The organism is Niabella yanshanensis, assembly GCF_034424215.1.
GTDB classification, from domain to species: Bacteria; Bacteroidota; Bacteroidia; order Chitinophagales; family Chitinophagaceae; genus Niabella; species Niabella yanshanensis.
Genome location: NZ_CP139960.1, coordinates 3,923,586 through 3,945,821, shown reverse-complemented (window position 1 = coordinate 3,945,821; position 22,236 = coordinate 3,923,586). Strand labels below are relative to the sequence as shown.

Annotated in this window: 20 protein-coding genes; 14 read left to right on the top strand and 6 right to left on the bottom strand. The window is 42.9% G+C overall.

Translation table 11 applies throughout. The features are described 5' to 3' along the window. Window positions 1-67: 67 nt before the first annotated feature. On the bottom strand, window positions 68-1,240 hold the full coding sequence (locus tag U0035_RS16350) for an acetyl-CoA C-acyltransferase (protein WP_114792273.1): 1,173 nt from the start codon (window positions 1,238-1,240) through the stop codon (window positions 68-70). Window positions 1,241-1,450: 210 nt separating this feature from the next. Between U0035_RS16350 and U0035_RS16345 the strand changes: the two genes are divergently transcribed. The 4 genes from U0035_RS16345 to U0035_RS16330 are packed head-to-tail and all read left to right on the top strand — an operon-like array spanning window position 1,451 to window position 5,678. Next, the gene (locus U0035_RS16345) at window positions 1,451-2,500 is read left to right on the top strand and encodes a quinone-dependent dihydroorotate dehydrogenase (protein ID WP_114792272.1); all 1,050 of its coding nucleotides are present in this window, start codon (window positions 1,451-1,453) and stop codon (window positions 2,498-2,500) included. A gap of 8 nt (window positions 2,501-2,508) precedes the next feature. Continuing rightward, window positions 2,509-3,333: a TerC family protein gene (locus tag U0035_RS16340; protein ID WP_114792271.1), complete on the top strand. Its 825-nt coding sequence runs from the start codon at window positions 2,509-2,511 to the stop codon at window positions 3,331-3,333. 4 nt (window positions 3,334-3,337) lie between these two features. Then, window positions 3,338-4,597: a PAS domain-containing sensor histidine kinase gene (locus U0035_RS16335; RefSeq protein WP_114792270.1), complete on the top strand. Its 1,260-nt coding sequence runs from the start codon at window positions 3,338-3,340 to the stop codon at window positions 4,595-4,597. 13 nt (window positions 4,598-4,610) lie between these two features. Then, entirely contained in the window at window positions 4,611-5,678 is a 1,068-nt protein-coding gene (locus tag U0035_RS16330) for a response regulator (protein WP_114792269.1), read from the top strand. 8 nt (window positions 5,679-5,686) lie between these two features. Here the strand turns inward: U0035_RS16330 and U0035_RS16325 are convergent, their stop codons facing one another. Together U0035_RS16325 and U0035_RS16320 are read right to left on the bottom strand one after the other, a co-directional pair. After that, the gene (locus U0035_RS16325; protein WP_114792268.1) at window positions 5,687-6,040 is read right to left on the bottom strand and encodes a hypothetical protein; all 354 of its coding nucleotides are present in this window, start codon (window positions 6,038-6,040) and stop codon (window positions 5,687-5,689) included. Window positions 6,041-6,151: 111 nt separating this feature from the next. Continuing rightward, on the bottom strand, window positions 6,152-6,916 hold the full coding sequence (locus U0035_RS16320) for a DUF4846 domain-containing protein (RefSeq protein ID WP_114792267.1): 765 nt from the start codon (window positions 6,914-6,916) through the stop codon (window positions 6,152-6,154). A gap of 185 nt (window positions 6,917-7,101) precedes the next feature. Between U0035_RS16320 and U0035_RS16315 the strand changes: the two genes are divergently transcribed. The 3 genes from U0035_RS16315 (at window position 7,102) to U0035_RS16305 (ending at window position 10,462) form a co-directional block, all read left to right on the top strand. Then, window positions 7,102-9,318 (top strand): ATP-binding protein, encoded by a 2,217-nt coding sequence (locus U0035_RS16315; RefSeq protein ID WP_114792266.1) that lies wholly within the window; start codon window positions 7,102-7,104, stop codon window positions 9,316-9,318. Continuing rightward, window positions 9,319-9,891, top strand: coding sequence for a biliverdin-producing heme oxygenase (locus U0035_RS16310; protein ID WP_114792265.1), 573 nt, complete (start codon window positions 9,319-9,321; stop codon window positions 9,889-9,891). Between the two features lie 73 nt (window positions 9,892-9,964). Next, window positions 9,965-10,462: a deoxycytidylate deaminase gene (locus tag U0035_RS16305; protein WP_114792264.1), complete on the top strand. Its 498-nt coding sequence runs from the start codon at window positions 9,965-9,967 to the stop codon at window positions 10,460-10,462. A gap of 3 nt (window positions 10,463-10,465) precedes the next feature. Here the strand turns inward: U0035_RS16305 and nagA are convergent, their stop codons facing one another. The 3 genes from nagA to dnaB form a co-directional block, all read right to left on the bottom strand. Next, window positions 10,466-11,578, bottom strand: coding sequence for an N-acetylglucosamine-6-phosphate deacetylase (nagA, locus tag U0035_RS16300; RefSeq protein WP_114792263.1), 1,113 nt, complete (start codon window positions 11,576-11,578; stop codon window positions 10,466-10,468). A gap of 38 nt (window positions 11,579-11,616) precedes the next feature. Beyond that, the gene (locus U0035_RS16295) at window positions 11,617-12,462 is read right to left on the bottom strand and encodes an RsmE family RNA methyltransferase (protein WP_245957794.1); all 846 of its coding nucleotides are present in this window, start codon (window positions 12,460-12,462) and stop codon (window positions 11,617-11,619) included. Between the two features lie 66 nt (window positions 12,463-12,528). Further along, on the bottom strand, window positions 12,529-14,118 hold the full coding sequence (dnaB, locus tag U0035_RS16290) for a replicative DNA helicase (RefSeq protein ID WP_114792262.1): 1,590 nt from the start codon (window positions 14,116-14,118) through the stop codon (window positions 12,529-12,531). Window positions 14,119-14,985: 867 nt separating this feature from the next. Here dnaB and pheT point away from each other — a divergent pair. From pheT to U0035_RS16255, 7 genes are all read left to right on the top strand, one after another. Then, window positions 14,986-17,436, top strand: coding sequence for a phenylalanine--tRNA ligase subunit beta (gene pheT / locus U0035_RS16285; protein ID WP_114792261.1), 2,451 nt, complete (start codon window positions 14,986-14,988; stop codon window positions 17,434-17,436). A 68-nt stretch (window positions 17,437-17,504) separates the two neighbouring features. After that, window positions 17,505-17,795, top strand: coding sequence for a hypothetical protein (locus U0035_RS16280; RefSeq protein ID WP_114792260.1), 291 nt, complete (start codon window positions 17,505-17,507; stop codon window positions 17,793-17,795). Between the two features lie 102 nt (window positions 17,796-17,897). Beyond that, entirely contained in the window at window positions 17,898-18,287 is a 390-nt protein-coding gene (locus tag U0035_RS16275) for a transposase (protein WP_327138703.1), read from the top strand. A gap of 11 nt (window positions 18,288-18,298) precedes the next feature. Continuing rightward, entirely contained in the window at window positions 18,299-19,096 is a 798-nt protein-coding gene (locus U0035_RS16270) for an IS3 family transposase (protein ID WP_162818026.1), read from the top strand. Window positions 19,097-19,271: 175 nt separating this feature from the next. Further along, on the top strand, window positions 19,272-19,562 hold the full coding sequence (locus U0035_RS16265) for a cell division protein ZapA (RefSeq protein ID WP_114793092.1): 291 nt from the start codon (window positions 19,272-19,274) through the stop codon (window positions 19,560-19,562). A 208-nt stretch (window positions 19,563-19,770) separates the two neighbouring features. Beyond that, window positions 19,771-21,339: a ribonuclease Y gene (gene rny, locus U0035_RS16260; RefSeq protein WP_114793091.1), complete on the top strand. Its 1,569-nt coding sequence runs from the start codon at window positions 19,771-19,773 to the stop codon at window positions 21,337-21,339. Between the two features lie 221 nt (window positions 21,340-21,560). Further along, on the top strand, window positions 21,561-22,205 hold the full coding sequence (locus tag U0035_RS16255) for a hypothetical protein (protein ID WP_114793090.1): 645 nt from the start codon (window positions 21,561-21,563) through the stop codon (window positions 22,203-22,205). Window positions 22,206-22,236: the final 31 nt, after the last annotated feature.

Genomic DNA, 22,236 nt, shown 5'->3' with positions numbered 1-22,236 from the left:
AAGTAAATAAAAAAGGTTTAAAGCCTGTTAAAACTTTAAACCTTATCTTAAACCTTAATCGAATTTCTTATAATCTTTCTATAATACCCGCAATGCCTTGCCCTCCTCCTACACAAGCCGTCACCATACCATACTTCTTGTTTAATCTTTTCAGATCACCCAGCACCTGGATGGTCAACTTTGTACCGGTACAACCCAGCGGGTGGCCCAATGCTATAGCGCCTCCGTTAATATTTACTTTTTCCGGATCCAGGTTAGCTTCCTGGATAACCGCCAGGGCCTGCGAAGCAAAAGCTTCATTCAATTCTATCAAATCAATGTCCCCGAGGTTCTTACCTGCCTGCTGCAAAGCTTTAGGTATAGCAGCCACCGGCCCTATTCCCATAATGCGAGGGTCAACCCCTGCCACAGCGGAGGCAACCAATCTGCCAATAGGCTGAAGCTGTAACTCATTCATCAGCTTCTCGCTCATCACTACCACAAAAGCCGCACCATCACTGGTTTGTGAAGCATTGCCTGCCGTTACAGTACCGCCTGCCGCAAACACCGGTTTCAGCTTATTCAACGCCTCTAAAGATGTATCAGCCCTTGGGCCCTCATCGGTATCCACTACAAAATTTCTCTTCTGCTTTTTACCTTTCTCATCCAGGTAAATCTCCTCCACATCTATCGGTAAAATGCCCTCCTTAAAATAACCTTTCGTAATAGCCTCTATGGCTTTCTGGTGTGAGTTATAACTAAACTCATCCTGCGCCTGCCGGCTAATATTAAAATCTTTGGCCACTGCCTCCGCTGTCAATCCCATGTTCAGGTAATAATCAGGAGCATCGCTGGCTATAGAATAGGAAGGCACCGTTTTCCATCCTGAAGCAGGTACCAGGCTCATGCTTTCTGTACCACCTGCAATGATACAGTCGGCCATGCCGCTCCGGATCTTGGCGCTCGCTATTGCGATGGTTTCCAAACCAGATGCGCAATAACGGTTCACGGTCATACCAGGCGTATCAATTCCAAGAGCCCGTGCCGCAATGATCCGGCCCACCTGTAACCCCTGCTCAGCCTCAGGCACTGCGTTTCCCACAATCACATCATCTACCCTGCCTGGCTCCAACTGCGGAATACTACTCATCACCCCCCTGATCACCTCAATGGCCAGGTCATCAGGACGATAAAAACGGAATCCACCTCTTTTTGCTTTTCCGACTGCCGTTCTATACCCGGCAACAATATATGCTTCCATGGCAAACTATTTGAATTGAGTAATTAGTTGCATAAACAACTTTATTACTCAAATTTAAGTATTTCCAGTCATCTAAAATATAGCCCGGCGTGTATTAGCCGGTAGTTAACGGTAATAATGATACCGATCAATACAATCCCTGCGATATTCTTTGTACCATAAGACGCAGAAAGCTTAGAGCAATATTCAGAATACTTATTTTTGCACCCAATGTATTCATTACTGCGCAAATTGTACTTTATGTTCCCGGCCGAGCAAGCTCATTATATGGCTATGAACCAGTTAAGCCTGCTTACAGCATCCCAAGCCGGGAAAAAGCTGGTGAGCGCTATAGTGGCACCACCGCCAGATAATCGTCTTGAAACCCGGTTTTTAAATATGACTTTTAAAAACCCTGTTGGCCTGGGCGCCGGATTTGATAAAAATGCCCGCTACCTGAATGAGCTGGAAGCGCTCGGGTTTGGGTTTGTTGAGATAGGGACGGTTACGCCACTGGCCCAGGATGGCAATCCAAAACCAAGGTTGTTTCGCCTGCCCCAGGATAAGGCACTGATCAACCGCATGGGCTTTAATAACGAGGGGGCGGATATTATTGCAGAACGACTGCAAAAGTGGAGAGAAAAAAAAGCAACAAACACGGACAAGCAACCATTGATTATTGGTGGCAATATTGGCAAAAACAAGGTTACCCCCAATGAAGATGCCTGGAAGGATTATGCCACCTGCTTTAATAAACTGCATCATTATGTAGACTATTTTGTAGTGAATGTGAGCAGCCCTAATACTCCTGGTTTACGGGAGTTGCAGGAGAAGGAGTCGCTTCGCAAGATCATCTGGAACCTGGCCATGATCAACAATGGTAAAGCAGTGGCTAAGCCTATTTTATTAAAGATCGCTCCCGACCTCACGCAATCGCAGATTGATGATGTCATAGACCTGGCATCGGAAGTAAAATTAGATGGCCTGGTGATCAGCAATACTACCATTGACCGCAATGGATTAAATACACCGGTTGCCGAACAGGAAAAAATTGGTGCGGGTGGGTTGAGCGGCAAGCCGGTAAGGGCTAAGAGTACAGGCATTATTGAATATGTGCATCGACAAACAAGGGGAAGCATTCCCATTATTGGCTCGGGTGGTATTTTTACCGGCGTTGATGCCCGTGAGAAAATGGCTGCCGGTGCGTCGTTGGTGCAGGTATGGACCGGTTTCATTTACCAGGGGCCCGATATTGTAAAACAAATCTGTAAATCCTTATAATATATAAAATGGATCTTTTATTCATTTCCGGTTCGGAGCTTTTTACCTTCGAATCTCTGCTTAGCTTTTTAATACTTGTGGTACTTGAAGTAGTGCTGGGTATAGATAATGTAATTTTTGTAAGCATTATTTTAAACCGGCTACCGGTTAATTTGCAAAAGAAAGCCAGGCGCACCTGGATGGTTACCGGTATACTAAGCCGCTGCCTTTTGCTGGCGGCATTAAGCTGGTTGCTGGCTCAAAAAGGTAAACACATTATTCCCGAATCCTGGTTTGGCAAAGGTTTCGACCTGGCGAGCATTGTAATGCTGGTGGGCGGTCTATTTCTTATTTATAAATCGGTTAAAGAAATACATCATAAGCTGGAAGGTGAAGATCCGTCAGCCCATACACAAAATCAAAAAAAGCTAAGTTTTGGACAAGCCATCGCGCAGATATTAGTAATTGATGCCGTTTTTTCTTTTGACAGTGTGATTACTGCCGGTGGTACAGCCAAGCACCTGGAGATCATGGTAGCTGCGGTTATTGTAGCTATGATCGTGATGTTTACCTTCAGTCCCAAAATCGCCGCATTTATTGAAAAGCATCCTACGCTAAAAATGCTGGCGCTATCCTTCCTGGTAATGATAGGAGTTAGTCTTATTGTTGAAGGCTGGAACTCTGATATGGCGCATGAACTGCATCTTAAAAACTATATATACTTTGCAATGGCATTTTCGTTTATTGTAGAGCTACTTAATATGGTAATGCGGAAGCGGGCTACCAGGGTCGTTAAGTTAAACGCTCCGTCTTTGGAAACTAAAAAACCGTTTCAACAATCAGAAAAGCACTAAGGGTATGCATCAGTTTTTCGAACATACCAATGAAGATCAGCGTAACTGGATAGAAGCCCTGTTCGATCATGCCACTATCGGGATTGTGGTAACTAACCGGAACGGGCAGATCATCAATTTTAATAAGCAGGCTGAACGGGATTTTGGTTATGCCAAAGAAGAAGTGATTCTCCGGTCATTGGAAATACTTTTACCACCGGCTATAAAAGCCAGGCATGAAAATTACAGGGAAGGCTATTACGAGCATCCTACACCCCGCTCTATGGGGCATGGCAGGGACCTGTATGCCCAACGAAAGGATGGCAGCGTATTCCCGGTAGAGGTAAGTTTAAGTAGTTATACGGTAAACAACGAGCTCTTTGTAATTGCTTTTGTCATCAACATAACGGTTCGAAAACACCAGGAAGAAATAGTAGTCAGGCAAAAAGAAGAGCTGGAGCAGGTCACCAAAGAGATCACCCAGCTCAATATATCTCTTGAAAAAAAGATAGACGACCGTACCAAAATGCTGCGGGAAACGCTTTCGGCCCTTGAACAATCGAAGCTGGAATTAAGTGAAGCTTTAAAAACCGAGAAGGACCTGGGAGAAATGAAATCCAAGTTTGTATCGATGGCCTCGCATGAATTTAAAACGCCGCTCAGCACGATCCTGTCTTCATCGTTTTTATTGGAAAAATATAACGATTTGGATGAACCTGGCAAAAGAACCAAGCATATTAACCGTATTAAACATGCGGTTAATGATATGAAGATGATACTGGATGATTTTTTATCACTGGATAAACTGGATGAGGGCATTGTACACGCAAAACCCGAAACACTTAGCGCTGAAGCCTGTTTTGAAGCGCTGAGTGATGTGGTATACGAGATGTCGGTACATTGTAAGCCCGGCCAGCAGATTCGAACTGATTTCAAAGGTGATACTCCGGTGGTGATCGATGAAAGATTGCTGAAAAACATTTGCATTAACCTGCTCTCCAACGCAATCAAATTTTCTCCCGAAAATGGTTCCATTGAGTTAACATGCCAGACCTCTTCTGAGGAATTGCGGGTGTCTGTAAAGGACAGCGGAATTGGCATTTCTGAGGAAGATCAGGCTCATTTATTTGAAAGATTCTTCCGGGCCCAAAATGCGGTAAATATACAGGGTACCGGTTTGGGGTTAAATATTGTATTGCGCTATATTGAACTGATGAATGGATCTATTGAATTTAAGAGTGAACTGGAGAAAGGCTCTGTGTTCACCATACATATCCCCCAATAAACCTAAGCAAAGGATGAAAAAAATTTTGGTAATAGAAGATAACGATGAAGTAAGAGACAATATTGCAGAGATACTGGAGCTATCCGGCTATGAAGTGGTTGCTGCCGAGAATGGTAAAGTGGGAACTGAAATAGCTGTGCAACAGCTTCCGGACCTGATCATCTGCGATATAATGATGCCTGTACTGGATGGCTATGGCGTTGTATACCTGTTAAATCAAAACCCTAACACCAATAGTATTCCCTTTATTTTTTTGACGGCCAAATCTGAAAAAACAGATTTCAGGAAAGGAATGGAGCTGGGTGCAGACGACTATATTACCAAACCTTTTGAAGGAATAGAATTACTGAAAGCTGTGGAGATGCGGCTACATAAGTCGGAAGCGGTAAAACAGCAGCTGGCCCGTGATATTGAAGGTGCCGACTCGCTCAACAGCTTTTTGACCAACGTTAAAAAAGTAAGCCATGTTCAGCTGATCTCAGAAGAAAGGGAGGTTTATAATTATAAAAAGAAGCAGCAGATTTATGCGGAAGGACAAAGACCGAAAGCAGTATACTACGTAAAATCCGGCAAGGTAAAAACCTTCAAATCAAATGATGACGGAAAAGAACTCATCACAAACGTGCTGGGTAAAGGAGATTTTCTGGGTTATACCTACATACTTGAAAACATCGTGTATAAAGAAAGTGCAGAAGTATTGGAGGACGCGGAGATCATGACGATACCCAAGGATGATTTTCTGGTATTAATGTCGGCTGACATGCAGGTTGCCAGGCAGTTCATTAAACTGATCACGCACAATGTACTGGAGAAGGAAGAATCTTTATTGAATATTGCGTACAACTCGCTACGTAAAAAAGTAGCTTACCAGTTAACCGCCATGCTGGAGAAATTTAAAGCAGAATCTCCCGACACTAAAGAGATCAGGTTATCCAGGGATAATCTCGCCCAGGTTACAGGAATTGCTACGGAATCGCTGATCAGGACCTTATCCGATTTTAAAGCAGAAAAGCTGGTTGATATAAAAGGGGGGAGTATTATTATACTAAACGAAAGCAAATTAAAGAACCTGCCCTATTAAATTTTAGCTCAGGTATTATTAGTGATCTCTTCTCCGGCATTATTTTGTTGCTGAAGCGTCCAGCTATCGGTAAGTAAAGTAGCCACCCATACATTGCCGCTCTTTCTGAATACCTCGGTTCTTAAGCCCAAGCTGGCGAAGCTGTTTCCTAATTCGGCCACAGTTATGTCGCTATGAATATCAACAATGCCTTCTCCCGGCAGATCAACAAACTTATCTGTAACCGGGCTCAGCTTTTTAAACCGACCAGGATTATTTTCATTTCCTATTTTATATAATTCGATTTTTAGAAAAGGATAGCAGGATGAAAAGAAATTCTTTACATCCTCGGGGCGGGTGCCTTCAGAAATATATAGTTGCATTTTAGCCAAGATGACGTAAAACTAGCTCTTGCTTTTTAGGCCACTTATGACAAAACTCAATTGAAATGCTGATTCTAATCAATAGTGGCGGCTATCTTTTTTTTAGCCACCTTACCACTTTCTTAACTGGCTGGGCACAAAAGTCCATTCAGGCGTCGTAACCGGCTGCAGCTCATCTGCTTTATACCAGGGGCTATTGTTAGCATTGGGGTTCTTAACAATATGTATATCCTGTGCAGGCATATAGCTCTGTGCCAGCATAAACCGTCTTTCACCTTTTGCGTTGACGGCCACATCTACAACGATCATAGCATGACCGGGAAAACCACCTTTGATGAGGACATCGCCGGGTTCAATATTTTTCATTGATGCCGGGTTCAGCTGCTTTTCCAATGAAGCGGTTCCGCACATACCAAATACACGATCCAGGTATTTCTGGAAACTAGTTTTATTACTCCCGCCTGTCCATGTATATCTTTTACTCAGGTTGTCAATAAAGACAATATCAGAAAAGCGTTTTTGTTCAAACAGGAATTCAGCGCGAAGCCTCATAATGGCATCGGCACATTGCTGCAAATCCCTGTTTCCTACAGATACGTCTATGACCGCATACTGTACCTGCTGATTTGACTTTAGCCGGCCATCATACAGATAAACCCGGTTATCAGGTTTTAGCGCAACCGTCCTCAGCCAGTGTCCGAAAGAACCTTCCTTACAGGGCAATCGTGTGAAACCGGCAGGTGCCCTGATTGCGCCCACATTTCTAAAAGCATCCACTTTTAAACCCTGCGTTGCAGGCTCGTCGTATGGAGCAGAACGAACCGAAACCTGGTCACATCCCCATAAAAACAGCAGGGTTACTAAACCTGTTTTCATCGCAGCATTATTTTAAATATGACACGAACTAACCTGCATTCCATACCTGTTGCCACAACTTTAACAATCTACTTACATGAAACTCAATACTAAATACTCCTGTAAAACGTTTATAGATCGTATGTCGTAAACAATGGTTACATTTACCTTCTCCCGCGTTTAAGGAATAATCCCCGAAACCGTTTATGAGTAGTCCTTCTTCAATACTTCAGTGCCACACAGAACCCATTCACATTCTTGGTAAAATTCAGGATAGGGGTTTCCTGATTGGAATAGAGAAGGAGAAGGAACAGGTTACGCATGCCAGTGAAAATGTAAACAGTTTATTATTGGCAGATGCCAATGACCTTATTGGAAGACACTGCAGAATTTTAGATAAGCTTATTACTGCACCTGGCTTTTTGTTCTCCCATTACGCGGCATCCCTTAGCAAGGGCGATGTAAGCCTGCCCAATCATTATCCGGTTGTAACCTGCAATGGTATCACTTATTACCTTATTCACTCTTTCAGCAATAACTACCTGATATTTGAAACAGAACCTGTTTTGCAGGAAGGAGATGTTTCTGATAAAATTTTCGAGATAGTAGACACTGTCATTGGCCAGAATATTATTGCGGATATTATGGATGCAGCTGTTTCGGAGATAAAACGGATCACCGGTTTTGAGAGGGTTATGGTGTACCAGTTCCATAAGGACGGAAGTGGGCAGGTAGTAGCAGAAGCTATAGATGAGGAGCTGGAACCCTTTATGGGATTGCGATATCCTGAAACGGATATACCCAGACAAGCACGGGAGCTTTATAAAAAAAATCATATTCGCCTGGTGCACGAAGCAGGAGGTGCTACCCCTTCGGTGATTTCATCTACCCCGGCCCCTCTTGATCTTACGTATTCTGTGTTACGGGCAGTATCTCCAACACATATTGAGTACCTTAAAAACATGGGCGTAACATCCAGTTATAGTGTATCTATAATGGATGACAATGTGCTCTGGGGCCTGGTATCCTGCCATCACAGTACGCGTAAAATAATTGACTTTAAGGTTCGGCAAGCTACTTTACTTATTGCTAAAGTGATGATGTCGAGGATTTCTGAAAAATTAAAAGACCTTTCCAAGCAGGCTGAGCGGAAATACACCAGCAATTATTCAAGGCTCCAGGAGTTGATTATACAGGAACACAACTTTAAATCCAGTCTTAATAAAGGTTTACAACATTTACTACAGACAACCAGTGCATCAGGATTTGCCATGATGTTTGACGGGCAGTTGTACAGCCAGGGTCTGGTGCCCGAAAGAGACCAGATACTGTCCATCATCGAATGGCATAAAACGAAACGTATTTACGGCTTGTATTATACACAGCAGTTTTCGAAGGAAGATGAGAAAGCAGTGGACTACTATAAAAGAGCCAGCGGTATACTCATTGCACCATTGACTGTTGAAGGAAGCTATTTAATCTGGTTCAAAAAGGAAAACCGGTACGTGGTTCAATGGGCGGGCAACCCTCATGATAAAGATACACAACCGGTGAAGGATAACCATCAATTAAAACAATATGTTCCCCGTAAGTCATTTGCGGTTTGGAGAGAGAACATAACACAGCAATCTGAAAGCTGGACGAATGAAGAAATCAGCTCGGCGCAACGGGTGGCGCTGCTGATAGACTCTTCTTTCGAGAAAGAAAGAAGACAGATCTCTGATTATAACAGCAAGTTGAATCGTATAACTAAGGACCTGGAATTTTTTAGCTATACGGTTTCTCACGATCTGAAAACCCCGTTAACTGTGATCAGGTCTTACGCCCAGCTATTATTACTGGCAGGTGATTCGATGAGTCCGAAAGAAAAGGAGATCACTAAAAAGATCATGACCAGTGTTGACAAAATGAACGAGATGATATCGGGCGTTAATCAACTTACCCGTATTAATAAGAATGAGATCACTTTTAAGGAAGTAGATGTTTCTAAACTCATTAATGACATTGTAAGCGATCACACCATCGCCCATGAGTACCATAAAACAAAGATTCTTATTGGCAATACACCCGAAATATTGGGCGACCATCATCTTATTTATCATTGCTTCTCTAATATTATTGGCAATGCGCTAAAATATAGTTCTAAAACCAGCAACCCAAAGGTTGAGATCAGTGGATTTAAAAAGGATGCCTATACCTGTTACAAAATATTGGACAACGGGATCGGCATTCCGCCTGAAGATCATGCGCATATATTTGACCTGTTCAACCGTTGCCAGAATGCCAGTGAATTTGAGGGTTCTGGTATAGGTCTGCCCATTGTACAAACCATCCTTGAAAAACACAAAGGTTATGCCTGGTGCATCAGTAACCTTGGCGAGGGGACCGCTTTCTACCTCGTTTTTCAAAATACGCCATCTTAAATGCTGAGTACTATTATTAAAACAACTACCGCTCCACTGCATACCCGGCTGGAGGAGGCGATGTTTGCTAATGCGATTATGGACGGGAGCTTTACTCTTGCTGATTATAACAAGGTATTGCGTGTTAATTATTTCGTACACCAGTTACTGGAGCCAATCATCTTCGATGTATTAGGAAAAAGAACAGGCCAGGAAATTGAGCCCGGCAAAAGAAAAAAACTGCCCGCCCTTGAAGCCGATATGAAGGCCTCAGAAATCAATCTTTCGGAGGACCAACATCTGCCGGTAAATCAACCTTCTTTTCATAGTAAAGTTGAGGCCCTGGGCGCTTTATATGTTTTGGAAGGCGCTACCTTAGGCGGGCAGGTTATTATAAAAAGACTGAAAAAAAATGAAGCATTCGCTGACTTGCCTTTGGCGTATTACAATGTTTATGCTGGTGATACCGGAGTGATGTGGAAGCAATTCCTGGAACTCATTAATCAATACGAAGATCATGATAGCGCTTTACAGGGTGCTCAAAAAGTATACAATTTATACCTGGAAGCTACCAACGCTATCAAACGCGCGTAAGGAAACCACATCGTTTTCTTATAACCCAATAGTCTAATTCCAATAATTTTGCAGAAACCGTTAAAGTTCGGCAATGTCAAAAAGAGAGAATTATATTAGCTGGGATGAGTATTTTATGGGCGTAGCATTGCTCTCGGGCAAACGTAGCAAAGATCCTTCAACCCAGGTAGGCGCCTGTATCGTAAACACCCAAAATAAAATAGTAGGTGTGGGATACAATGGTTTACCTATCGGTATCAGCGACGATGAGTTTCCCTGGCAAAAGCAGGGTAGTTTTTTAGAAACGAAGTACCCCTATGTTTGCCATGCGGAATTGAACGCCATACTCAACAATATCGGCATCAGCCTTCATGGTTGTAAAATATATACCGCACTATTTCCTTGTAACGAGTGTACCAAAGCTATTATACAATCTGGCATCGGCGAGGTAATTTACCTGTCGGATAAATATGCTACGCAAGATAGTTTTGTAGCTTCTAAAAAAATGTTGGAAAAAGCTGGTATTGCGATGAGAAAGATGGAAGCACAGCAAAAGCATATCGCGCTTTCATTTGAAGAAGGCGATGTCTGATCATTAGCCGGCTAAAAATTCTACCGAACTCAGCTCGTTATCAAATAGTACAAATCTTGCATCATAGCCGGGTTGTATAAAGCCGATGCGCCCATCCATTTTTATAGCTTTAGCCACCCGGCCGGTAGCCATTTCAATAGCCTCCTGTAATGTAACATGTAAATGGACCATCGCATTTTTAACAGCATCAATCATTGATATGGCAGCGCCGCCTAAATTACCTGCGCCGTCCCGGTAATAACCGTCTACCATTTTTATACTCAGATTTTCCCAGTCAAATACCTGTTTTCTTCTTCCCAGGAAGGCTGCATCTGATAATAAAATCAGTTTATCACCCTTTTGTTTATAGGCCACCCGGGCTGCGGCGTAGTGGCAATGTCCTCCATCCAGGATAACAGGAGCATACACATTTTCATTATCGAATATCGCTCCAACCAAACCACATTCCCTATGGCCCATCTGGTTCATGGCATTGTACAAATGAGTTACCAGTTGAATGCCTTTTGAAAAATAGTACTGTGCCTGCTCGTAGGTAACCGCAGTATGGCCAATGGCTATATTAATACCGCTATCCAGCAATAACTGTAACTGATCATCCGTAAAACACTCCGGAGCTATAGTGATGATCTTGATTACTTCTTTACCTGCAGCAATGATCTGTTTCAACTCTTCATCTGTTGGCTTCCGAATGATAGTAGCAGGATGGGCACCCCGTTTGTCAACGTTTATAAAGGGTCCTTCCAGGTGCATGCCCAATACACCGGGTTGCTGCTGCATAAAGTTTTTGACAGTTTCAATTCCCTTTAGAATTGTTTCAAAACCTGATGAGATTAATGTGGGTAATATATACCCTGTACCATGATCGATGCTGGCCTGGTACATGTCCTGCAAAGAAGCGTCAGATAACTCTTTAGAAAAATACAAATCGTAGCCTCCGTTAGGCTGTATATCAATGAAAGCAGGAGCAATATTCTTACCGGCGGCATCTATTATTTGAACACCATCGGGCATAGACGCATCTATCTTAATGATTTTTCCATTCTCAATAAGAATGGAAGCATCTTTTACAATTTCAGAACCGGTAAAAATGGTAGCATTGATAATTGCCTGCTGCATGATACGGATTTTCGGCAAACATAATAAAGTTATCGGCGTTAATTACCGATGCGTAGTAATGTTGCCGCAACCATCCCGGCAGTTTCGGTTCGCAGGCGGGTTTCACCCAATGTAACAGGCTGGTAACCGTTATTCAGAGCGGCTTCAATTTCTTCCGGGGTGAAATCACCTTCAGGTCCCACTAAAATGAGAGAAGAAGACAGGGAATATTCTAAAGACTGCTTATCAGTTTCAATACAATGGGCAATATACTTTTTAGCAGGCTCAAGTTCAGCGTCAGCTATAAATTTATTGAAATCAACCGGGGCGCTCATTTGCAGCAGCCAGGTTTGCTGACTTTGCAGCATGGCACTTATTAATATATTTTGAAGACGCTCTTCTTTGAACTTCCCTGTTTCGGTTCGTTTGGTAATAAGAGGGATTACCCTGCTTACGCCCAGTTCTGCTGCTTTCTCCAGGAACCACTCAAAGCGGCTGGTATTTTTGGTGAGGGCGATCGCAATGGCTACATCGGCTCCTTGTTTAGCTTTAGGTTCTATAAAATCAACCGAAACCTGGCAATGTTTCCGGTGATCGTTAACAATAGTTGCAGTAATCAGGTGGCCTTTACCATCGGTCAGGTGCATTCGATCACCGATTTTCATTCTCAACACCTGGATCGCATGTTTGGAATTGGTTTCATCGAGAGAAATGGTCATGCCTGAATTAAGATCATTTTCCTGCCCTAAAGTCAGTCTTACACCTTTCGCATTCTTTTGTTTTTCATCATTGAAAAAAACATTGGGCTGATCCACCGGGAATCCTGCAAACCAACCTTCTCCATTCTGACCTTTGGAAACTTCAGAACTAATTTCAAGCTGCTGTATATAAAAGTAAGGTAACAAACTATTGATTGGGTTTTGTTGAACATCCAGGTATTAACCCGCGCACTTACAACTGTCATCTGTCAACTAAAACGGCGCTTCATCCAGCTCATCATCACTCATATTGTTCATCTTGCTTTGCGCCTGGAAGAGTCTGGCACCGCCACCTCCGGCATCCGCGTCATCGTTTACCGGGCGCCAGGTACCACCTCCTAATCCGACCGCATTATAAGGATCCTCATCCCAGGAAATGAATTTTTGGATATGGAGCAAGGCTTTAAGCTTTACTGTGTCAAGCGAACCATTACGATGCTTGGCGATCTTTACCTCGGTCAAACCTTTTTGATCTTCGCCTTCCGAATTGGTATTAATATCGTAATAATCTGGACGGTAAAGGAACATCACCATATCCGCATCCTGCTCGATCGCTCCCGATTCCCGAAGATCACTCAATTGCGGAACCCGGCTACCCTCTTTCGTACCCCGCTGCTCCACAGCACGACTCAACTGCGACAGGGCGATAATGGGAATGTTCAGCTCTTTTGCCAGACCTTTCAGATTTCGGCTGATGGTGCTGATCTCCTGCTCACGGTTACCGTTTTTATTATCTCCCCCTCCGCTCATCAACTGTAAATAGTCGATGATCACCATCCCTATATTGTGCTTGTTCTTAAGCTTACGGCATTTGGCACGTAGCTCAAATATATTCAGGGCTGCTGTATCGTCAATAAAAAGCGGGGCCTGTGATAGTCGTTGTATACCCTTGGTATATAACTGCTTCATCTCGTGCTCTTCCATTTTGCCCCGGGCAATTTTTTCCAGCATGATCTCACTTTCGGCAGATAATACCCGCTGTACCAGCTGGGCGGCACTCATCTCCAGAGAGAAGAAAGCCACCGGAGTTTGCTTCGAAGGATTCATAATAGCATTACGGGCCAGGTTTAAGGCAAACGCTGTTTTACCTACTGCCGGCCTTGCCGCCAGGATGATCAAATCACTATTCTGCCAACCATAAGTGATTTTATCCAAAGGCTTAAACCCACTAGGAACACCGGTAACATCTTCATTCCGGTGACGCAGATCTTCAATACGTTTAATAGTATCTACCAGTACAGAGTCGATGGATTGCATCGTACTCTTCATGTGTGAGTTGGTTATTTCAAAAAGTTTAGACTCAGCATCGTCCAGCAAATCAAAAACATCCGCACTATCTTCATAAGCATCCGAAAGTATTTCACCGCTGATCCGTATTAATTCGCGCTGTATAAATTTCTGCATGATAATACGGGCATGCGACTCTACGTTAGCAGCCGATACCACGGTATTAGTAAGCTTAGTTACATAATAAGGGCCACCAACAATATCTAACTCTTCCTTCATACGCAGCTCTTCCACTACAGTGAGGATATCAATAGGCTGGCTTTTATTAGCCAGCGATTGTATAGCACGGAAAATGCGCTGATGCGCGTCTACGTAAAAGCATTCCGGGTTGCGTATAGTTTCGATCACGGCATCAAAAGCACCTTTCTCCAGCATGATCGCTCCTAAAACCGCTTCTTCCAGCTCACGCGCCTGGGGTGGCACTTTGCCGTATACCAGGGTACCTACATCAGCCGCAGAACCAGCGCTGGTTCTGCGTTTTTGCTTCCTGTCTTTATTTAAGTTAATGGGGTCCATTGTTCAATTCAAACGATAAAAGGTCCTGTCATCAGTTATTACCAACGATTCACTGGGTGCAATCCTACTTGTAATTCTGTTAAATTATTTAGTTGAGGTGTACCTACCCGTTAAAACCAAAGGGCGAATTTAGACCCGAAAAAGGGTAGAAAAAAATCTTTATTTCCAAACATTTTCCTTACACGAAAACACAGGTTATACACATTTCAGCCCGTGTGCGGTGCTGATTGAGCACAACCCGCTGCGTTACAGGACAATCATTCTCTCCAGTCGGGTAACCAACCGGTCAGGTATATGCATCCCTTTACAAACAAAGAGATATATTTCTAAAAAAAATTAATACGTGTGTTGCGTACTGCGTACCTGCTACGTCTTAAACCCAAATCGCTTAAGGCTTTGAAGCACTAATCGGGAATATATGTAACCAACACACATAAACGAAAAAGCCGCGAATAAATAAAATACATTGCTTAGTTGCCGTTGCCAGCCTCCTGTTGACCGCTACCAGCTGTAGCAAAAAAAGCACGCCAGAAGTGGAAGGGGAAACCCAACAACAATCCGATGTACAAACCCTATTGAGCTGGCGGCTCTCCTGGCCAGTGCCTTCACGGATTTTTCTTTCCATTTCTTTAAACTTTTTAAGAGGACAATGATCAGTCACTGACTCAAAGTTTATGAACCGCCCTGCCAAAAAAATAATTTTAGAGAGAACCATTTTAAAAATTCCCCATTATTCAAACCGCCTCCCTGGTAAATACCAAAGAGTTTTTTATTGGGAATACCAGGTGATCAATTGCTACCCAAACTTTAAACATTGCGTATCTTTGCGCTCCCGAAGGGGTTCTTCGGGCAAAATATCTTATCTAAATGACCATTTCTTATAATTGGCTGAGCGAGTATCTGCCTGCCGGACAGGCGGGCCTGCCGGAAAAAGTGCAATCTGAAAGACTGAGCCAGATTTTGACATGTATCGGGCTGGAAGTAGAAGCGGTTGAATCTTATGAATCGCATAAAGGGGGCTTGAAAGGCCTGGTAGTGGGTGAAGTACTTACCTGCGAAAAACATCCGAATGCTGATAAGTTAAAATTAACCACTGTAAACACAGGAGCCGCTGAACCACTGAAAATAGTTTGCGGTGCCCCGAATGTTGCTGTTGGGCAAAAAGTGATAGTAGCACCCATTGGTACTAGCATTTACCCGCTTAATGCAGAGCCGGTAACCATGAAAGCCGCCAAAATACGCGGTGAGGAAAGCCAGGGAATGATTTGTGCCGAGGATGAAGTAGGACTGGGTAGTTCTCACGAGGGGATATTGGTACTTCCGGAAACCTCCAAACCCGGAACACCGGTTGCAGAGCTATTTAATATATATACCGATACTATATTTGAAATTGGTCTTACGCCCAATCGTATGGACGCGATGAGCCATTGGGGCGTAGCGCGGGACGTTTCTGCCTATCTGGCACATCATGATAAGAAAAACGGAGGCCCCAGGTTGCCGGCAATAAAAGCGCTACCGGCTTTTAAAGGTAAAAATCCGCTGGAAGTTACGGTTGAAAACACTGCCGCTTGTCCAAGGTATAGCGGTATTTCCATTAATAATGTAACCATTGCCCCAAGTCCGCAATGGCTGCAGGATAAATTAAAAGCAATTGGCGTAAAGCCGATCAGTAATATAGTAGACATTACCAATTTCATATTACACGAAACCGGCCAGCCACTTCATGCTTTTGATGCCGACCAGATTGCGGGCAAAAAAGTTATCGTAAAAAACCTGCCGCAAGACACGCTTTTCGTTACCCTCGACGGGAAAGAGCGGAAATTGAACAGTTACGATCTCATGATATGTGATGAAAAAGGAGGTATGTGCATTGGCGGCGTGTATGGCGGTTTAAACAGCGGTGTTACAGCAACTACTAAAAACATTTTCCTGGAAAGTGCCTGTTTTGATTCCATCAACATTCGCAAAACCTCTTTCTCACATGGCCTGCGAACCGATGCCGCTACCCGTTTCGAAAAAGGAACCGACATTTCAGCAACGGTTAATGTGTTAAAACGAGCTACCGAACTTATTCTCGAACTCTGCGGGGGTGAAGTAGCTTCAGGAATTATTGATATTTATCCTGAAGAGAAACCCAAAACATCTGTAACAATTAAATATCATTATCTTAAAAAGTTAAGTGGTAAAAATTATCACCCTGATGCAGTAAAAAAAATACTCACCGCCCTGGGTTTTGTTATTGAAAAAGAAGATATCGACTCGCTCAAAATAGCGGTACCTTATCACAAACCCGACATTAGCCTGCCGGCTGATATTGTTGAGGAAATATTACGTATAGATGGACTGGACAACATCGATATTCCTTCTTCTATTACAATGACACCGGCAGTGGAGGAAAACAGGACAGCTGAGGTGCTGAAAGAAAAAATAGCTAATTACCTGGTGGGCCTTGGTTTTAACGAAACCTTGACCAATTCCATCACTAACAAAGCCTACTTTAGTGAAGATGAACTGGCCAGTGTTGTAAAGATGAAGAACAGCCTGAGTACGGAGTTAAACATTATGCGTCCGCAAATGCTGGAAACAGGGCTTGAAATTGTGGCACATAATCTCAATCGCAAGAATGACAATCTCCGGTTGTTTGAGTACGGAAAAACATATACGGTTAACAGTAAAGGAGGATTTGAGGAGCCGGAACATATTTGTTTATACCTTACAGGCAAAAAACAGGCTGACGCATGGAAGGGTAAAGGAGCCGCAAGTGATTTTTATACTTTAAAGGGAGCTGTTGATAAAATATTGGCTCTCGCGGGCCTTCATGGGATGAGCTATGATGAAGCTGCTGCCGGTGAGCAGTTTCAATATGGATTAACCATTTTAGCGGGAAAAGAAGCAATAGGTCAGATAGGATTGGTAAGCAAAAAAATGCAGGAACGATTTGACATCAAACAACCTGTATTTTTTGCAGATCTCAGCTGGGACCTGATCCTTAAAAAATCAAAATCCGATACAGTTCAGTTCAAGCCGCTTTCCAAATTCCCGGCAGTACAAAGAGATATTGCAGTCATTATTTCGAAAGAACTGAAATATTCGGCGGTTGAAGAGCAGGTAAAAAAGCTGAACCTGAAAAAATTACAATCGGTTCAGCTATTTGATATATTCGAAAGTGAAAAGCTCGGCCCGGAGAAAAAATCCATTGCAGTGAATTTCACTTTCCTGGATGAGGAAAAAACATTGACGGACGGTGAAATTGATGGCTGGATGAAAAAGATTATGCAGGGTCTTGAAAAGGAATTTCAAGCTGAAATCAGGAAGTAATTTAGGGAGTGTGTAGACTTCATTCAGTGTGCCCGCGGGCATTGAATATAGAATTTTAAACTTTTCTCATGTCGCAGATTCTTGAAGATAAAATTAAGCAGATACAGGAAAAACTGCAATTGCTGGCAAAGCAAAACGCAGCTATAAAGAAAGAAAATCAGGCGTTAAAAGAAACCCTGGCAGAAACGCGGCTGCAGTTTAATGAGGCAGCCGATGTAGCTGAGGCTTTGCAGCATCAGCTGGATGCCAAAAAGTACAGCCAGGCAATAATGGATCCGGAAGAAAAAAAAGCTTTTGAAAAAAAGATCAACGGATACATCAAGGAAATTGATAAATGTATTGCATTATTGAGTGTGTAGCTACAGGTTCATGGCCAATTAGTCATAGTTCATGGCCAATTTCATACTCACTATGTCTTGTCCTGGTATAGGTTGACAGTTTTTATATTAAAAAACTGACAGATGACGAAGATATCCATTAGAGAACAGGTTCGGTATAGTATTAGCTTTAAGCAAAAAGTTGTCAGAGAAGTGGAGAAAGGGTTATCAGTAGAGTCTGTTCGCAGGCGGTATAATATCGGCGGGGGCAGTACTATTCAAAATTGGATCAGACAATTTGGTAAACATTTATTAAGTAAAGTGTTAAGAGTGGAGACGCTTGAAGAAAAAGACCGTTTAAAAGAATTGGAAGCTGAAGTAAAAAAGCTGAAGCTGGCCTTGGCAGACAGCATGTTGGAGAAGCAAGCTTTGGAAACACTAATCGACATAGTGGATGAGCATTATGATACAGATGTAAAAAAAAATTTCGCACAGCAGTCATCCGCATGTGTGGGGAGAAAGGGCAAAAAGTAAATCGGCTGTGTTTGTACTTTGGTTACAGCCGTTCGGGTTATTATAAATCGCTGAGAACAATTATTCAATCGGATTTAACAGAGGCTGTAGTGGTAGATTTAGTAGGTTCGGTTCGGCGTTATCAGCCGATGATAGGAGGTAAAAAACTGTATTCGTTATTAAAAGCTGATTTGGCAAAACCGGGCAGTAGAGTTGGTCGCGATAAGTTCTTTGATATACTACGCAAGCAGAAGTTGCTGATAAAAAGAAGAAGGAGGTATGTTACTACAACGGATTCTTATCATCGCTTTCGCAAGTATAACAATAAGGTTAAAGATCAATTACTTACAGGACCCGGCCAGGTAATTGTAAGTGATATTACTTATTTGAGGACGTCGAGCGGGTTTGTATACCTGTTTTTGCAAACAGATGCCTGGTCTCGAAAGATCACCGGCTGGCATTTGAGTGAGAGTTTGGGTATTGCTGGAGCACTAAAAGCTCTTGAGATGAGTATCCGGCAGTATCCTTCGACGCTGGGAACGATCCACCATTCCGATCGGGGCATCCAGTATTGTTGTGATGCTTATGTGTCAGCACTACAGGAGGCCGGAATGGAAATTAGCATGACTGAAGAAAATCATTGTTACGAGAATGCACAGGCAGAAAGGGTAAATGGGATATTGAAACAGGAATTTCTTTTAGATAGTGTATTTGCCGATAAGCAGGAAGCATTTAAAGCAGTGAAAGAGGCCATATATACTTATAATTACCGCCGTCCCCATTGGTCTTTAAATTTAAGAATACCTATACAGTTACACAATGCAGCATAGTATGTCAAACCAGGAAGATGCGCTCGCCGCGCGGGCGGTGTAATTCTAAGGTTAACTTTTATTAAATAATGAAATTTGAAACAATATTATTAACAAGAAAAATGTCCACTTTTTTCAGGACATGACACTATTCACCACTCACTATTCACTACTCACTATTTACCATTTCGTTATTATGCAAGAAAACCTTATTCCCGCCAACATTAATATAGCCGACAGGATTTACCGGGTGCAAATGTCTCCCGAAGACGAGCAGGTCGTTCGCCAGTCGGTGCGTATCATTAACGATAAAATTGTAGAGTTTAAGACTAAAATACCGGGCAAAGACATGCAGGATTACATATCCATGGTGTTGGTTTGGTTTGTAACAGAAAGTAAGAACAAAAATGTTTCCATTGCCGATGAAAACCACCTGATGGGTAAACTGGAGCAGTTAGAGTCATTAATTGACAGCGAACTGCAGTAGTGAACTGCTCACCTAAAAATTGATTCACCTGTTATTCTGTAAATTTATCCGTCGTTGGTTTTAAGATCGGTAGGCCAAATAGCAAATCTGAATCTTAAATACCAAATTTATTTTTATCTTCGCCCACTACCCATCCCGTTGGTTGGGTATTTTTTTGATATTTAGAATTATAGAACCATTTTTCGAAAGAAAAAGCAAATGACTTTTAATGGAATCCACAATAATTATTGTAGCGGCAGTGGCCCTGGTGTTGGGCATCGTGGCGGGTAAATTTATTTTCGCTAAAAACACACAACAAAAAATCGACGAAGCTAATTTAAAAGCGCAAACCATTGTAAAAGAAGCCGAATTAAGTGCAGAAAACGTCAGAAAGGAAAAAGAATTGCAAGCCAAAGAAAAATTTGTTTCCTTAAAATCGGCTCATGACAAAGAAGTAAACGAACGTAACCGCAAACTGTCTGAAAGCGAGAACCGTATTAAACAAAAGGAACAGTCTTTAAGCCAAAAAGAAGCAAATCTTGAAAAGCAGGTAAAAGATAATGATGTTATCAAAGACAACCTGAACAAACAGATCGAGGTAGTTAACAAAAAACGTACGGAACTTGAAAAACACCAGGAAGAGCATATACGCCGCCTGGAGAAAATCGCGGGTCTTACTGCAGATGAGGCTAAAATACAGTTGGTAGACAGTCTTAAAAATGAGGCTCATACACAAGCTATTGGTCTTCAGCAGGAAATTATTGATGAAGCTAAACAGAAGGCCAACAAAGAAGCCCGTAAAATTATCATCCAAACTATTCAGCGTACTGCTGCAGAGCAGGCCATTGAGAATGCCATCACTGTATTCAACCTTGAAAGTGATGAGGTAAAAGGCCAGATCATTGGTAGAGAAGGCCGTAATATTCGCGCCCTCGAAGCTGCCACAGGCGTGGACCTGATTGTTGATGATACTCCTGAAGCGATTTTGTTGTCATGCTTTGACCCTCTGCGTAGAGAAATTGCACGGTTGAGCTTGCAACGCCTGGTAACGGATGGCCGTATTCACCCGGCACGTATTGAGGAAGTAGTGGAAAAAACCCGCAAACAGATTGAAGAGCAGGTGATGGAAATTGGCGAGCGCACTGTTATCGATTTAGGCATACATGGCTTGCATAAAGAACTGGTAAGAATGGTAGGGCGTATGCGTTACCGCTCTTCTTATGGTCAGAACCTGTTAATGCATAGTCGCGAAACGGCCAACCTTTGTGCTACTATGGCTGCCGAGTTGGGTATGAACCAAAACATGACCAAGCTGGCCAAACGTGCCGGTTTATTACACGATATTGGCAAAGTACCTGACGAAGAAAGCGAATTAAGCCACGCATTGCTGGGTGCCAAACTGGCTGAGAAATACGGTGAAAACCCTGCCGTAGTAAATGCAATAGCCGCTCACCACGATGAAGCAGAAATGCAATACGTGATCTCGCCTATCATACAGGCCTGCGATGCCATCAGCGGTGCACGCCCCGGTGCACGCCGGGAGATCATGCAGCAATACCTGCAGCGTATTAAAGACCTGGAGAACCTGGCAACCAGCTATCCCGGCGTTGAAAAAGCATATGCGATACAAGCCGGCCGCGAGCTGCGTGTAATAGTAGAGTCAGATAAAGTAACTGATCAGGATAGCGATAAACTATCGTTTGAAATTGCTCAGAAGATCCAGACCGAAATGACCTTTCCCGGACAGATTAAAGTAACTGTGATCCGCGAAAAAAGAGCGGTGAACGTAGCAAGATAATCACTCGAATAAAGATAAAACAGCCGGTCCCTTTGCAGGACCGGCTGTTTTGCTTTTATAATCCTAGCTACTGTTAGCGCAAGGGTGGTATACTTGTTCTGGTTACATAAACCGGGGTATTAAGCAATGCTATTTTTGTTAAAGTTTAATATTACTTTATCATATGCCATGTCCTAACAAGCCGGGGCGTCAGTACTTTTGATGCCCTAAATCCATCTTCCATGAAGCGTTTTCTTCCGTTGGTAATTACCCTTTTTACCCTTTCTACTTTACACGCACAATTGGGTAAGGGTGGTGGCATGGGTGGGGGACGTCCCGGCGGCGGCGACAGACCCGGAGGGCCGCCTACCGGACAGTTTAAAAATGTGCCATCGGGTAATTTCTTTATAGCTGAATTACAAGATGGCACCAATATTACCGGGAGTGGGGTAATAAAATTTAAAAATGATCTTGCAACAGTAGAAATAAAAACGCCTGAAGGCAAAGAACTGACGTATACCCCATTCCAGCTAAAACAACTCAGCCGCAACGCACCCGGAGGCATGGAGGTACTCATCAACTTCGACAACAAATACTGGCTGTCAAAACTCAATAAAAATGTAGAGCAATTTTACCAGGCCGAAAGTGAGGATGAGTTGCTGTTTATAAAAGAAAAAAATAAATTCCGGATTGCTACCAAAGAAGATATCATTGGCCTGGTAAAAGAAAACAAAGACGCTTATAAGCAGGCGAAGAAAGGGCATGTTAAAAAAGCGCTGCTGGCTTATATCGGGGAGCCACAGCCAGAAAGAAATGAATTCAGGGAAATGCGGGAAAATATAGATGTAGAAAAGGCGGAGAAAAAGAAACAACTGTTTAACCAATAATAGTTAGCATTTCTTACACTATTTGAGCAGG